We start from the raw sequence: 14,636 nt of genomic DNA, 5'->3' as shown, positions 1-14,636 counted from the left end.
GGTGGGACGGCGGCGCCGTGGCGGCTGATCGGCGCTGGTCAGCCGGTGGTGAGCCGGATCGCGGTCCATGACACCGGCGGCAGGCTGGCCCGCAGCACGCCGTCGGTGATGTCCGCGTCCTTGGCCGGGCCGGGCACCACGCGCTCCGGGTCGTCGGCCGTGTTCATCGCGTAGAGGTCCTCGTCCGCGAGGGTCCACGACTCGGTCACCCGCAGGCCGGCCCGGAAGCCGGACAGCGGGACGGCCAGGTCGAGGCTGTCGGTGAGGTGCCGGTTCACCACGAAGACGGTCACGTCACCGGTCTCGGCGTCGTGGGTGGCGACCGCGTCCAGCAGTGGCACCAAACCGAAGCGGGCGGTGTCGTAGGTCGGCGACTGCGGCTCCACGCGCAGGACCTCGCCGCGGGCCAGCCGCGAGGTCAGCGCGAACGGGTGGAAGATCGTCTGCCGCCAGGCCGGGCCGCCGGGCTCGGTCCGGATCGGCGCGATGACGTTGACCAGCTGGGCCTGGCAGGCGGCGGTGACCCGGTCGCTGTGGCGCAGCAGGGAGATCAGCAGGTTGCCGACCACCACGGCGTCGGCGACGGTGTACGCGTCTTCGATGACCCGTGGCGCCACCTGCCATTCGGTCTCCTGGGTCGCCTGGAAGGCGCTCTGGTACCAGACGTTCCACTCGTCGAAGGAGATCTTGAGCTTCTTGCGGCTCTTGAGCTTGGCCCCGACGCTGTCGGCGGTGGCCGCGACGCTGGTGACGAAGTGGTCCATGTCGACCGCCGAGGCCAGGAAGCTGCCCAGGTCGCCGTCGATCGGCTCGTAGTAGGCGTGCGCGGAGATGTAGTCCACGGCGTCGTAGGTCAGTTCGAGCACCTCGGCCTCCCACGCGGCGAACGTCGGCATCGAGGACGACGAGCTGCCGCAGGCCACCAGCTCCAGTCCCGGCTCGGCACTGCGCATCGCCCGGGCCGTCTCCATCGCGAGGCGGCCGTACTCGTGGGCGGTCTTGTGCCCGGTCTGCCACGGTCCGTCGAGCTCGTTGCCGAGGCAGAACATGGTGATGCCGTACGGTTCGGTCGTGCCGTTGGCCTGTCGCAGCCGGGCCAGGTGGGTGCGGTCGGGCTGGTTCAGGTACTCCTGCACGTCCAGGGCCTCCTGGACGCCGCGGGTGCCGAGGTTGACCGCGTACATCACCTCCACCCCGGCCTTGCGCGCCCAGCGCATGAATTCGTCGATGCCGATCTCGTTGGTCTCCAGGCTGTGCCAGGCCAGGTCACGGCGCACCGGCCGGTCGGCCACCGGGCCGATGCCGTCCTCCCAGCGGTAGCCGGAGACGAAGTTGCCGCCGGGGTAGCGCACGACCGAGACGCCCAGCTCGCGGGTCAGCGCGAGCACGTCCTGGCGGAAGCCGTCGGCGTCCGCGGTGGGGTGCGACGGCTCGTAGATCCCGGTGTAGACGCAGCGGCCCATGTGCTCCACGAAGGACCCGAAGGTGCGGCGGGAGACCGGTGCGACGGTGAAGGCGGGATCGAGGGTGAAGCTGGCGGAAAGCACGGGTCTCCCGGGGGTCGAGGGGGATGTCACTTGAGGCTGCCGACGGCGAGCCCGCCCTGCCAGTACTTCTGCAGGGTGAGGAAGGCGAAGACGAGCGGGACGATGGACACCAGCGAGCCGGTGATGATCAGGCTCCACAGCGACTGGCCGCCGCCGTTGTTGGAGCTGGCCAGCTGCGACCACAGGCCGATGCCCACGGTGAGCGGGTAGAGCTTCGAGTCGGACAGCATGGTCAGCGGCAGGAAGTAGTTGTTCCAGGTCGCGACGACCGAGAGCAGCAGCACGGTGATCACGGCCGGGCGCATCAGCGGCAGCGCCACCCGCAGGAACGTACGCAGTTCGCCGGCGCCGTCGATGCGCGCCGCGTCGAGCAGTTCGTCGGGCACCGACGCCGAGGTGTAGACCCGCATCAGGTACACGCCGAACGGGCTGAGCAGCGACGGCAGGATGACCGCCCAGACCGTGTCGGTCAGCCCGGCGTTGCTCATCATCACGAACGTGGGGATGACCAGGGCGGTCAGCGGCACCATCACCGCGCCCAGCACCAGGGCGAAGGTGAGGTTGCGCCCGCGGAACCGGTACTTCGCGAAGCCGTAGCCGGCCAGCACCGAGATGACCGTCGAGCCGATCCCGCCGGTCAGCGCGTAGAGCACGGAGTTGCCCAGCCAGCGCAAATACTCGCCGTTGTTGAAGGTGAACAGGTCCCGCAGGTTGTCGACGAGGTGGAAGCCGTTGAACCACAGGGCACCCGAACCGGAGAACAGGCCCTCGGCGTTCTTCGTGCTGGCCACGAGCAGCCACCAGACCGGGACCAGGAAGTAGCAGACCAGGGCGAGCAGGAACAGCTTCGCCCCGATGTGGCGGTTGCTCACGTGAAGATGCTCCCTCGCTTGCGGGTGGCGACCATGAAGATGGCGACGGCCAGGAAGACCACGAAGCCCAGCGCGAACGAGATCGCCGAGGCGTAGTTGAACTGCGCGTAGGCGAACGCCAGGTTGAACGCGTAGATGTTGGGCGTGTAGTCGGGCGTCACCGAGCCGTTGGCGATCGGCCCGAGGATCTGCGGCTCGGCGAAGAACTGCAGCGTGCCGATCAGCGAGAAGACCAGGATCAGCACGAACGCGGACGACACCATGGGCACCTTGATGCGCAGCGCGATCTGCCGCGAGCTCGCCCCGTCGATCCGGGCGGCCTCGTAGATCGACGAGTCGATGCTCTTCAGCGCGGCGTAGATGATCACCATGTAGTAGCCGGACCACTGCCAGGTGACCACGTTGAGCAGGCCGTAGAAGATGTTGCCCTGGCTGAGCAGGAACGGCGCCTGGACGTTGAACAGCGAGGAGATCTGTTCCAGCGGCCCGAAGCTGGGGCTGTAGAGGAAGCCCCACATCAGCGCGCCGAGCACGGCCGGGACCGCGTACGGCAGGAAGATCATCAGCCGGGAGAAGCGGGCCAGCCGGCCGGTGACCTCGTCCAGCACCAGCGCCGCGACCAGCGCGACGATCATCTGCAGCGGGATCACCACCAGGCTGAACCGCAGCACCAGCCATAGTCCCTTGAGGAACGACGGGTCGGTGAAGGCCCGGGTGTAGTTGTCGATCCCGGCGAAGGTCGTGCCGGTCGCGAGCCCCTTGGTGTAGAGGCTGAGGTAGCCCGCGTACAGCAGTGGCGCGACGAGGAAGACCGCGAACACCACCAGGAACGGGAGGATGAAGAGCCAGCCGACGGCGCCGCGGCGGGCCGGGCTGCGGCGCCGGGGCGGCGCGGTGGCCCGGGGTACGCCGGTGCTGTCACGCAGCGCCGCGGGCGGTGTCGATCTGATGACGGCCATGGGGTTCACGTCTCCTCTGCGGCGTCGTCGCAGCGTGGAAGGGGACGGACGGCCGCCGCACGGTGGACCGGGCGGCCGTCCGGCCGGCGGTCACTGGACGGTGAAGCCCTGGCTCTTGGCGTACTTGACCATGATGTCCTGCAGCTCGGTGGCGGCCTGGTCACCGGTGATCTTACCGCTGTTGAGCTTCACGATCTGGGCCTGGAGCTGGGCGTAGTAGTACACGGTGAACGGGCTGTACGTCGCACCCTGGTACGCGTTCGCGGCCGGGATGTAGATGTCCTTGTTCGCCGTCTGCCCGTTGAAGAACTCCACCTTGTTGTTGACGAACGCCTCGGACTTCAGCACGTCCTGGTTGAGCGGGAAGATGGTCTGCGTCTTCCAGCCGTCGGTCAGGGACGCCTCGTCGGCGTAGAGACCCTTCGCCACCTCGGCCGCGGCCTTCTTGTCGGACGCCTGCGAGGTCACCGCGAAGGTCGATCCACCCCAGTTGACCGAGACCGGCGCGCCGGCGTCCCACTGCGGCAGCGGCGCCACGGCGAACTTGCCCTTCTCCTTGCCGCTGCCGACGCCGGCCCCGGTCAGGTAGCCGGGCGCCCAGGCGGCGGAGACGTACGTCGCGTACTTGCCGTTGACGACGCCGGCGATGTAGTCGGTGGTGAACTGGTCCTCGGTGCCGATGAGCTTCCTGGTGGCCAGGTCACCCCAGTAGTTCAGCACGTCCTTGGTGGCCTGGTCGTCGAGCTTGATGGTGATGTTCTGCTTGTTGGCCAGGTCGTAGGTGAACGGGTTGGCGCCCTTCTGGATCATCAGCGCGGTGGCCACGGCCGGCACGTTGCTGCCGAAGTCGCCGAAGTTCGGCCCGCCCGCGGCCTTGACCTTGGCGGCGGCCTCGGCGTACTCGGCCCAGGTCTTCGGCGGGGTCTTGATGCCGTACTTGGTGAACACGTCGGTGCGGTAGATCATCGCCATCGGGCCGCCGTCGACCGGGATGGCGTAGACCGCGTCGCCCTGCGACACGTCCTTCCAGGCACCCGCGCTGAACTTGGCCTTCACGTCGTTGGCACCGTACGGGGCCAGGTCGACCAGGGCGTCCTGGATCTCGAAGCCGACGAGCTGGTCGGCCTCCAGCATGATCACGTCGGGCGCACCCTTCTTGGCCGAGATCGCCGTCTGGAACTTGGCGTACTGCGGCGCACCCTGACCCGCGTTGGTCCAGCAGACCTGCACGTCGGTGTGGGCGTTGTTGAAGTTGTCGACGACCTTGGCCATGTTCGGGTACCAGGCCCAGACCGACACGGCCTTGGCCTCGGGGTGAACGATCTTGTTGGTGCAGTTGGTCGGCTTGGCCGCGGTGCCGCCACCGTCATCGCCACCCGAGCAGGCGCCCGCCCCGAGCACGAGGGCCAGCACGGACATAGCAATGATGGGACGTTTCATAGTCGGCATCTTCCGGGATCTCATGGGGTGGCCTCCTGGCTGGATTTACGCATGGTGGATCGCCGCTGCTCGCTCTGCGTAGTCAGCAGGCGGGAGCGGAACCGCGGGAGAGAGCCCGGACGACCGTGGCGCCCATCCCCGGTGAAGTGTGTTGTAAGTTACGATTGCAGCGCTGCAAAGGACTATGCACCGGCCGCTCGGCTCTGGCAAGAGGCAACCTCTCGGAAATACGATCGTCACCTCGGGCCCACGTCGGCCCGCTTCAGCAAGGAGGGCCTCATGCGGGACATCACGCTGCGTGACGTTGCCGAGCTCGCCGGGGTGTCCCCCCGTACGGTCTCCAACGTGGTGAACGGCTACGCCCAGGTGGCGCCGGCGACCCGGGAGAAGGTCGAACGGGCCATCGCCGAGCTGGGCTACCGGCCCAACGTGCTCGCCCGCAACCTGGCCAACGGGCGGTCGGGGCAGATCGCCGTCGTCGTGCCGTACCTGGACACGCCGTACTTCGCCGAGCTGCTGCAGGCGATCATCCCGGCCGCCCGCAAGGGCGGCTACAACGTCCTGATCGACCAGACCGACGGCGACCGGCAGCACGAGGGCGAGCTGATCGGCCGGGGCTCCCGGGGCTTCCTGTTCGACGGCATGATCATCAGCCCGCTGGGCCTGTCCCAGCAGGATCTCACCGTGCGTGATCTCGCCCTGCCCCTGGTCGTACTGGGCGAGCGGGTCTCCGACGGCACCTTCGACCACGTCGGGATCGACGACATCGCCGCCTCCACCGACGCGGTCACCCACCTGATCTCGCTGGGCCGCCGCCGGATCGCGGCGATCGGCGACCAGCCGTACGCGACCGGCGAGGCGGCCCAGTTGCGCACCCGCGGCTTCCGCGCGGCCCACGCCGCGGCCGGGCTGCCGGTCGACGAGTCGCTGATCATCAGCACCGCCCGGTTCAACCGGATCGACGGCGTGACCGCGATGGCCGCACTGCTCGACCGGGAGGATCCACCGGACGCGGTGTTCTGCTACAGCGACCTGGTCGCCTCGGGCGCGATCCACACCATCGTCGAGCGCGGGCTGCGCATCCCCGAGGACATCGCGATCATCGGCTACGACGACATCGAGGACGGGCGTTACAGCCACCCCACGATCAGCACCATCTCGCCGGACAAGACCGCCATCGCGCAGCTGGCGGTGGAGCGGCTGATCATGCGGATCGGCAGCCCCGGGCCGGTGCCCGGGGTGGAGCTGCTGGCCGAGCACCGGCTGATCCCCCGGCAGAGCACCCTGGGCCGCGCCGCGCCCTGAAACCGAACCGCACCCGGGCCGGGCCGCGGAGGTCCCGAATACCCGGGACTTTGGTCCTGAGCCGGCCCGCAACCACCCCACAGAGCTCAGTCCGCCCGTAGAAAGGACGACGTACAGCGGGACAGGCGCCGCAGCCGAGCGGCGCCGGGTGAGAGGGAGCGGGAACGATGAAGGTCACTCTGGGACGCGGTGCGGCAGTTGCCGGCACCGCCGCCGCGGCGCTGCTGGCGTCGCCCTCCCCGGCGTCGGCGCACGAGAAGTGGTTCGTCGACGAGCCCGGCTCCTACCCCACCGACTGGGCCTTCGCCCTGCGCCCGGTCGCCTTCGGCCTGATCCTCGCCGTCGTCCTGGTCACCATCGTGTGGCGGTACGTCGCCCTGCGGTACCTACCCACGCCGGAGCTGCGGCCGCTGCGGTTCATCGGCCGGATCGTGCCGTACGTGCCCCGGCTGCTCGCCATCCACCTCGGCGTCTCCCTGCTGGCCGCTGCGGTCACCGGCCACTTCCTCACCCACGATCTCAAGGTCGAGGACCTCGCCGGCGGATCCGCGCTGCTGCTGGCCGAGGGCGCGCTGGGCATCTGGTTCATCACCGGCATCCGGCTGCGCCCCGCGGCCCTGGGTCTCGCCGTGATCGGGCCGCTGGCACTGCTGCTCACCGGGCCGGTCGGGTTGCTCTCGGCCATGGACCTGCTCGGCGTCGCGGTGTTCCTGGCCTTCGTGCCGCCCTCGGACGACACCTTCGGCCGGGTGGAGCCGGACGCCGTGACCCTGCGCCGGGCGCTGCTCGGCCTGCGGCTGGGTGCCGGTGGCGCCCTGATCACGCTCGCCTTCGCGGAGAAGCTCGCCAACCCGGCGCTGGCCCGCGAGACCCTGCACCTCTTCCCGCAGCTCGACGTCTTCGCGCTGGTCGGCATCCACCTGAGCCCGGACACCTTCGTCGCCGTGGCCGGGGCCACCGAGCTGCTGTTCGGCCTGCTGGTGATCTCCGGGGCACTGCCCCAGGTCGCCGTGCTGGTCGCCGGCATCCCGTTCAACGCGACGCTGCTGCTCTTCGGCAGCACCGAACTGCTCGGCCACCTGCCGGTCTACGGCATCTTCCTGACGCTGCTCGCCTACGGCTCCCACGAGCGGACCGCCGCGCTGGTGCGCTGGCTGCCGCCGGTGCGGACCCGGCTGCTGCGCCGCCCGGCCCTGGCCAGCTGACAAGACCCGCACCGGCCCGCTGATCCCGTCGCACCCGCGGCGGGATCAGCGGCGTAGCGATCCGGTCTTCGGCACCCGCAGGTGGTGGGCGACGCACAGGGCGTCACGCTCCGACGGCCAGCCCAGCTCCTCCGGCGGCACGGCGAGCACCGTCCACGAGTCCTCGTCCAGCTCCACCCCGGCGTACGCGGCGAAGCGGTCGTCGCAACCGGCCTGGGCAGTGCCCTTGACCCGCGCGTCGCCCGGCCACTCCCCCGGCGGCAGCGGGAACACGGCGAAGACCTCGCTGTAGTGCGAGGTCGCACAGGGCACCACGTCCACATGGCTGCCGGTCTGCGAGCGGACGTCCTGGAGACAGTCGCCCGCCCGCAGGTCGGTCACCTTGATCGAGCGTGCACCGTTGATCGCCCCGGTCGCGTCGCGGTCCGGGCCGTCGGCGGCGTCGCGGGCCACGGCCACCCCGACCACGACCCCGATGGCGAGCACCCAGCAGCCGCAGATGACCAGCGCCGCGATCGCGTAGAAGCGGCCGCGCCGGTCGCCGTTGCGCTTGCTCTGCCGCAGGCCGATGACGCCGAAGATGACGCTGGGCAGTCCCGCGCAGCCCAGCAGGGCCAGGGCCAGGCTGGCGATGGAGAAGCCGTTGGTCTTGCCGTTCCAGGCCGGCCCCGGCGGAGGTGGCGGGGTGTAGGCCGGGTACCGCGGGCCGGGCGGGGGCTGGTGATCCACAGCGGGCACGGTACAGCCGCGGCCGGCCCCACGCCGCCCCGCGGGCGCCGCGGAGACTTGACTCCTGGCGACTCCTCAGGAAAGGGGCGCGGCGACCGATCATGATCTGGGGAGAACGAACGGGGCGAGGGACACATGAGGGTCGGGCTGCGTAGCGTACGGATCAGTAGCCGGCTGGTCGGCGCGATGGTGGTGCTGCTGGCACTGCTGAGCGCGGTGGTGGCCATCGGCCTGTCGGCCATCGCCGACCAGTCGCGCGCCACCGCCACGCTCGCCGACTACTCGACGGCCAACCAGCTCGCCAAGCAGGTCAAGTTCCGTTCGGCCGACTTCAACGGCTGGCAGACCGCGTACGCGTTCGACATCGTCCGGGGCGTCGAGGGTGCCGCCGCCGACACCGCCGAGGCCCGGGCCGCGTTCCTCGCCTCGGCCGCCGCGTTCCGTCAGGAGCTGCAGGCGCTGCGCGGCGCGCGCATCACCGCCGCGGAGTCGGAGCTGATCGACCGGATCACGCAGCACTTCGACGAGTTCTCCACGCTGGACGGCACGATCGTCGAGGCGTACCGCAGCGGGGCCGCGACGCAGGTCGCCCGGGCCAACCAGCTGGTGGCCGTCGACGAGATCAAGATCTTCAACCAGATCGCCGCGAGCGTGGACTCGCTCACCTCCTCGATCGACGCCCGGTCCGCTGCCGCGATGACCGACGCCTCCGCCGCCGCGGACCGCTCCTCGGTGGTCATGGTCTCGTCCGGCGCGCTCACCGTCCTGCTCGGCGCCGCGCTCGCGTTCGTGCTGATCCGGTCGATCATCCGTCCGCTGGGCACCCTCAACCACCGGCTCGCCGAGATCGCGGACGGCGACGGCGACCTGACCCAGCGGATCCAGGACGACGGCCGTGACGAGATCGCCGAGGCGGCGGGCGGCTTCAACCGCTTCGCCGACCGGATGCAGGAGCTGGTCACCGCCGTCGCGGCCGGGGCGCGCCAGGTGTCCGACGCGGCCGACGAGCTGAGCACGGTCAGCACCCAGCTCGCCGGGGGCGCGGAGGAGACCAGCGCGCAGGCCGGGGTGGTCAGCGCCAGCGCCGAGGAGGTGTCCGCCATCGTCTCGACGCTGGCGGCCTCGGCCGAGGAGATGAACGCCTCCATCGCCGAGATCTCGCGCAGTGCCTCCCGCGCCAGCGACATCGCGCGCGGCGGCGTCCAGGCCACCCGGGAGGCCGACGAGACCGTCACCCGCCTCGGCGCCTCGTCGGCCGAGATCCAGACCGTGGTCAAGCTGATCACCGACATCGCCGCGCAGACCAACCTGCTCGCCCTGAACGCCACTATCGAGGCCGCCCGGGCCGGCGAGGTCGGCAAGGGCTTCGCCGTAGTCGCCGGGGAGGTCAAGGAGCTGGCCCAGCAGACCGCCTCGGCCACTGAGGAGATCGCCCGCAAGGTCGAGGCGATCAACCAGGGCTCCGGCGCCGCGGCCTCCGTCATCGCCCGGATCTCCCAGGTGGTGACCGAGATCAACGACACCCAGCTGACCATTGCCTCGGCCATCGAGGAGCAGACCGCGACGACCCAGGAGATGTCCCGCAACGTCGGTGAGACCGCGGTGGGCGCCGGCGAGATCGCCACCAACATCGTCGGTGTGGCGCAGGCAGCCGAGCAGGCCAGCGCGGGCGCCCAGACGACGCAGACGACCGCGCGGACCCTGGTCGACGCGGCGACGACGCTGAACCGGCTGGTCGCCACCTTCCGCTACTGACGACCGCGGCGGTCAGTGGGCCGCCTGGGCGCCGAGCTCGACGAGCAGGACCCCGGCGGAGATCAGCAGGATGCCGGCGCCCATGGTGCGGGTCAGGGGTTCGTGGGGGATCAGGCGGGCCAGCACGGCGGTCAGCGCCACGCCGGAGGCGGCCCAGACGCCGTACGCGACACCGATCTTCAGGCCCAGGCAGGCGGCCAGGAACACGAACGCGGCGACGTATCCGGCGACCACGAGCACGTACCAGGCGGGATGGCCGAGGGCGGCCTTGAGCGCCAGGGTCGCCGCGACCTCGCTGCCGATCGCCGCAGCGAGCACGAGCCACTTCTTCATCGGTCCGCGCCTTCCGTCGTGAGGGAGACGATCAACGCCACCACCGCGTCGCGGTCCTCGGGGCGGGGCGGGAAGACCCCGGTGGCCTCGGCGGCCCAGAGACCGTCGGCGGCGAGCCGGGCGACGGTCAGGGCCGCCCGGGTACGGCCGTCGAGCCCGGCCGGCAGCTCGAACCAGCGGGCCATCCGCTCCAGCCAGGGCCCGGACAGGCCCGGACGGTACGCGGCCTCGGTGTAGATGGCGTACTCCGCGCGGCAGTCCGCGCCCCGGGCAGCGACCGCGGCGTAGGCGCGGATGCGTTCGGCCGGCGTCGCCTCCGCCAGTGGCCCGCCGATGACCCGGGCCATCGCGTCCTCCAGGCTGGCAGCGGCGTGGTCGACGATGGCCAGCATCAGCGCCTCCCGGTTCGGGAAGTGGTACATCAGGCCGGGCTTGGTGACCCCGGCCTCCCGGGCGACGGCGTCGAGGGTGATGTCGGCACCGTCCGCCCCCCGCATCAGCCGCAGGGACGCGTCCAGCAGGGCGGTCCGCTGACTCGGTCTCATGCGCCATACTTTACCTTCCGGAAGGTAAAGTGCACAGGACGTCGATCTGCCCGGATCGCCCTTGCCCGGCCGGCCGGCGGCGTAGCCTGAGCCGGGTGAAACCCGCGCCGACGGTGGAAGCCCCGGCCGGCGGTGCACCCCGCCCCCGGGGTCGTCGGTCGCGGATCGTCGTCCTCGTGGTGACTCTGGGCATGATCGGCACCGTGCTGGCCGTCGGTGCGTTGCGGCGGGCCGCCGAGGACCGGCTCGACCAGGCCCTCGAGCAACGGACCACGATGGTCGCGCGGACCCTGACCGCCGAGATGCGGCGCTACTCCACCTCCCTGCTCGACTTCGCCGCCGCGGTCGGCGCCCAGGGCCGGCTCTCCCGGCCGGAGTTCGAGGCGATCACCGCCGCGACGGACCGGCAGCGCCTGCCCGGTGCCACCGGAATTGCCCTGGTCGTGCCGGCCACCGGCGCCGAGATCCCTCGGGTGCAGGCCGCGTGGCGCCGCGCCGGCAGCCCTGAGCTGCGGTTGCAACCCGCGGCGGGGCCCGCCTCCGAGCACCTGTTCGTGGTGCTCAGCCGCGCCATCGACGGCCCCGGCACGGTCGCCGGCCGCGACCTCGCGGCGGTACCCGAGGCCGCCGCGGCGCTCGGCCAGGCGCGCGAGGGGCATCAGGTCGCGATCAGCGCCGGCTACCGCCTGTTGCAGGACGCGACCGTGCCCCAGGAGGCGCAGCAACAGGGCTTCCTGCTGGCCGCGCCGGTCTACTCCACCTCCCCTTCGGCGAACGACGCCGGGCAGTTCCGCGGCTGGATGGTGATGGCGCTGCGGGGTGGCGACTTCCTGCACGACGCGATCAGCCGCATCGCCGGGGAGGCGGTCGCCGTCACGCTCTCGGACACGTCCACCGGCGTGGCCACCCCGGTCGGGCAACGGCTGCCGACCGCGGAGATCGACGCGAGCCGGGCCGCCCGGAGCGAGCCGATCCCCGTACCGCAGCGGACCTGGCGGGTCACCGTCGCGCCCACCGAGCTGGTCCTGGCCGGGACCCAGCTGCACCTGGACGTGGCCGCGGCCGTGATCGGCTCGCTGATCACCGCCCTGCTCGCCGCGCTGACCGGCACGGTGGTCAGCTCCCGCGACCGGGCGCTGCAGCGGGTCGACGCGGCCACCGCCGCGCTGCGCGACGACATCGACCGCCGCGAAGCAGTCGAGCAGCAGCTGCGCCGGCGCGAGGAGGAGCTGGTCGGATTCGCCGGGGTGGTCGCCCACGACCTGCGCAGCCCGCTCGCCCGGATCACCGGCTACGCCGACTTCCTGCGCGAGGAGGCCGCGCCCCGGCTCGACCCGGAACACCGCGACTTCCTGGAGCGCCTGTACGGCGGCGCCCAGCGCATGCAGTCGCTGATCGACGACCTGCTGAACTACGCCACCGCCGAGAACCAGACGCTGCGGCGTACCGAGGTCGACCTGAACCGGCTGGTGGCCGACGTGATCCGCGACCGGGTGGGCGGCACCGGCGCTCAGCAGTCCGCGATCGTCGTCGGGCCCCTGCCCAGCGTCGACGGGGATCCCGTCCTGCTGCGCCAGGTCGTCGACAACCTCGTCGGCAACGCCCTGAAGTACACGCCCGCCGGGCAGCAGCCGTGCATCGAGATCGCCGGCACGCCGCAGGACGCGGGCGGCTGGTGCATCGAGGTCGCCGACCGGGGCATCGGCATCCCGGCGGCGCAGCGCGCGAGTGTCTTCGACCCGTTCATCCGGGCGGACGGCAGCCAGCATTACCACGGGACCGGGCTGGGCCTGGCCATCGTGCACCGGATCATCGAACGCCACGGCGGCACGGTCGGGGTCGCGGAGAATCCGGGCGGCGGCAGCCGGTTCTGGTTCACCGTGCCGGCGGTGCCCCCGGCGGCGGACAGCACGGTCACAGCGGAACGGGCCGGCGCTGCCTGACCACGGAGAAACGCCAGGGGGCTAAGCACCGCAACTTCCGGTCCGAACAGACGGGTGTGCCGGACCAGATGTATCTCCTGGGCAACACCGTCATCACGGTGGCGTACGCGGCGATCAGCGTCGCGATCGCCGTACCGGTGATCCGCGCCGGGCAGCTGCGCACCAACCGATTGGCCACCGCCACCGCGCTGATCTTCTTCAGTTGCTCGGTCGGGCACGGTTTCCACGCGGCCATGACGTACCAGTCGCTCGTCTCCGGGCAGGCTCACCCGGGGATGACGACGAGCTCCTGGGCCACCGCGTCCTGGGATCTGATCACGGCCGCCGTCGGCGTCTACTACTGGACGTTACGGCGCGGGTACGGCGTTCTGCTGCGCCGGGGCGCGATCTACGTCGCTCCCGCCGACCAGCAGCACCTGGACGGGGCCGGGGCCCGTGAGCAGGCGGCTCAGGACCTGGCCGAGAGCCACCGGGCCACCCTCGCTGCCGTGGTCGAGCACAGTGACGACGCGGTCATCGGCACCACGCCGACCGGCACGGTCACCGCTTGGAACGGCGGCGCGGAACGTCTCTTCGGCTACACCTCGGCCGAGATGATCGGGCACCCCGCCGCGATGCTGGCCGACGGGGCCGGGCTCGACGAGCAGTCCGACGTGCTGGCCCGGATCGCCACGGGTGAGCGCAACCTGCACTACGAGGCCACCCGGGTGCACAAGGACGGCTCCCCGATCGAGATCGGAGTCAGCGTGGCGCCCATCCTGGGCCGCGACGGCGCCGTGACCGGGCTGTCCGTGGTGGCCCGCGACATCGCCGCCGCCAAGCAGGCGGCCGAGCGGCGCCGCCAGGTCGAGGATCGCACGCACCAGGCCGAGCGGATGGAGAGCCTGGGCCAGCTGGCCGGCGGGGTCGCCCACGACTTCAACAACATCCTGGCGATCATCGTCAACTACACCGACTTCGCGGCCGAGCAGTCGGCAGATCCCGCCGTCCGGGCCGACCTGGAGCACGTCCGGACCGCCGCCGACCGGGCCATCAGCCTCACCCACCAGCTGCTGGTCTTCACCCGCGGCGACACCATCCAGCCGCAGGACGTCGACCTGAACGCCGCCGTCGACGAGGTCGGGGCGATGCTGCACCGCACCATCGGCGAGAACATCGACCTGCGGACCGTGCCCGCCCCGGCGCCGCTGACGGTGCATGCCGACGCGGGACAGATCCAGCAGGTCCTGCTGAACCTCGCGCTCAACGCCCGCGACGCGATGCCCGAGGGCGGCACCCTGGTGATCGAGGCCAACCGGGCCCGCCTGGACGAGCACCAGATCGACATGCGTCCCGAGCTCGCGCCCGGCACCTACGCCCGGCTGCTGGTCAGCGACACCGGCGAGGGCATCGACCCGGCGGTCGCCGCGCACATCTTCGAGCCGTTCTACACCACCAAGCCGCGCGGTCAGGGCACCGGCCTGGGGCTGTCCACCGTCTACGGCATCGTGGCCGAGGCCGGCGGGAGCATCAACGTGTACTCCGAGCCGGGGGTCGGTACCACTTTCCGGGTGTATCTCCCGCTGGTGGAGACCGCGCAGGACGTGGCGGCGACCCGGGCTGTCGAGGCGGCGGTGCCGCACGGGCACGAGGAGACCGTGCTGGTCGTCGAGGACGAACCGGCGCTCGGCCGGATCATCGCCCGCATCCTGAGCCAGGGCGGCTACCGGGTGCTGTCGGCCGCGTCCGGGCCGCAGGCACTGGAGCTGGACCGCGGGCAGGGCTGTGACCTGCTGCTGACCGACGTGATCATGCCGGGGATGTCCGGTCCGCGCCTCGCGGAGCTGCTGGAGGCCCGGCACACCGGCCTGCCCGTGCTGTACATGTCCGGCTACAGCAACGGCCTGCTCGGCTCGACCCACGTCCTCGACCCGGACATCGCCTTCATCGAGAAGCCGTTCACCGCCGACGACCTGCTGCGCCGGGTCAGCAGTGTGCTGAGCACCACCCCGACGCGGTCGTAG

12 protein-coding genes are annotated in these 14,636 nt (G+C 71.2%); 5 read left to right on the top strand and 7 right to left on the bottom strand.

All coding sequences use genetic code 11. From position 1 onward, the window contains the following. Positions 1-38 precede the first annotated feature (38 nt). The 4 genes from arfA to Aau02nite_RS03765 form a co-directional block, all read right to left on the bottom strand. Positions 39-1,547 (bottom strand): arabinosylfuranosidase ArfA, encoded by a 1,509-nt coding sequence (gene arfA / locus Aau02nite_RS03780; protein ID WP_212986887.1) that lies wholly within the window; start codon positions 1,545-1,547, stop codon positions 39-41. A 26-nt stretch (positions 1,548-1,573) separates the two neighbouring features. Further along, complete coding sequence (locus tag Aau02nite_RS03775; RefSeq protein WP_212986886.1) at positions 1,574-2,419, bottom strand: carbohydrate ABC transporter permease; 846 nt, start codon at positions 2,417-2,419, stop codon at positions 1,574-1,576. After that, complete coding sequence (locus Aau02nite_RS03770; RefSeq protein ID WP_212986885.1) at positions 2,416-3,378, bottom strand: carbohydrate ABC transporter permease; 963 nt, start codon at positions 3,376-3,378, stop codon at positions 2,416-2,418. Before Aau02nite_RS03770 ends, Aau02nite_RS03775 begins: the two co-directional genes overlap by 4 nt. Before the next feature lie 90 nt (positions 3,379-3,468). Next, positions 3,469-4,797: an extracellular solute-binding protein gene (locus tag Aau02nite_RS03765; protein ID WP_212986884.1), complete on the bottom strand. Its 1,329-nt coding sequence runs from the start codon at positions 4,795-4,797 to the stop codon at positions 3,469-3,471. 300 nt (positions 4,798-5,097) lie between these two features. Between Aau02nite_RS03765 and Aau02nite_RS03760 the strand changes: the two genes are divergently transcribed. Then, on the top strand, positions 5,098-6,123 hold the full coding sequence (locus tag Aau02nite_RS03760; protein WP_212986883.1) for a LacI family DNA-binding transcriptional regulator: 1,026 nt from the start codon (positions 5,098-5,100) through the stop codon (positions 6,121-6,123). 167 nt (positions 6,124-6,290) lie between these two features. Continuing rightward, complete coding sequence (locus Aau02nite_RS03755; protein WP_212986882.1) at positions 6,291-7,328, top strand: hypothetical protein; 1,038 nt, start codon at positions 6,291-6,293, stop codon at positions 7,326-7,328. A 45-nt stretch (positions 7,329-7,373) separates the two neighbouring features. Here Aau02nite_RS03755 and Aau02nite_RS03750 read toward each other — a convergent pair whose 3' ends face one another. Next, positions 7,374-8,057, bottom strand: a complete 684-nt coding sequence (locus Aau02nite_RS03750; RefSeq protein ID WP_212986881.1) for a DUF4190 domain-containing protein — start codon at positions 8,055-8,057, stop codon at positions 7,374-7,376. A gap of 135 nt (positions 8,058-8,192) precedes the next feature. Here Aau02nite_RS03750 and Aau02nite_RS03745 point away from each other — a divergent pair, with 135 nt between their 5' ends. Further along, entirely contained in the window at positions 8,193-9,812 is a 1,620-nt protein-coding gene (locus Aau02nite_RS03745) for a methyl-accepting chemotaxis protein (protein ID WP_212986880.1), read from the top strand. Positions 9,813-9,824: 12 nt separating this feature from the next. Here the strand turns inward: Aau02nite_RS03745 and Aau02nite_RS03740 are convergent, their stop codons facing one another. Further along, positions 9,825-10,145, bottom strand: coding sequence for a DMT family transporter (locus tag Aau02nite_RS03740; protein ID WP_212986879.1), 321 nt, complete (start codon positions 10,143-10,145; stop codon positions 9,825-9,827). Continuing rightward, on the bottom strand, positions 10,142-10,690 hold the full coding sequence (locus Aau02nite_RS03735) for a TetR family transcriptional regulator (protein ID WP_212986878.1): 549 nt from the start codon (positions 10,688-10,690) through the stop codon (positions 10,142-10,144). Before Aau02nite_RS03735 ends, Aau02nite_RS03740 begins: the two co-directional genes overlap by 4 nt. Before the next feature lie 95 nt (positions 10,691-10,785). On the opposite strand from Aau02nite_RS03735, the gene Aau02nite_RS03730 reads away from it, so the two are divergent. Together Aau02nite_RS03730 and Aau02nite_RS03725 are read left to right on the top strand one after the other, a co-directional pair. After that, positions 10,786-12,633 (top strand): sensor histidine kinase, encoded by a 1,848-nt coding sequence (locus Aau02nite_RS03730; protein WP_212986877.1) that lies wholly within the window; start codon positions 10,786-10,788, stop codon positions 12,631-12,633. A 56-nt stretch (positions 12,634-12,689) separates the two neighbouring features. Continuing rightward, the gene (locus Aau02nite_RS03725) at positions 12,690-14,636 is read left to right on the top strand and encodes a PAS domain-containing hybrid sensor histidine kinase/response regulator family protein (protein WP_246594868.1); all 1,947 of its coding nucleotides are present in this window, start codon (positions 12,690-12,692) and stop codon (positions 14,634-14,636) included.

It is taken from the genome of Actinoplanes auranticolor, assembly GCF_018332655.1.
GTDB classification, from domain to species: domain Bacteria; phylum Actinomycetota; class Actinomycetes; order Mycobacteriales; family Micromonosporaceae; genus Actinoplanes; species Actinoplanes auranticolor.
The sequence above is the reverse complement of the archived record's forward strand: the minus strand, read 5'-3'. Positions and strand labels throughout refer to the sequence as shown.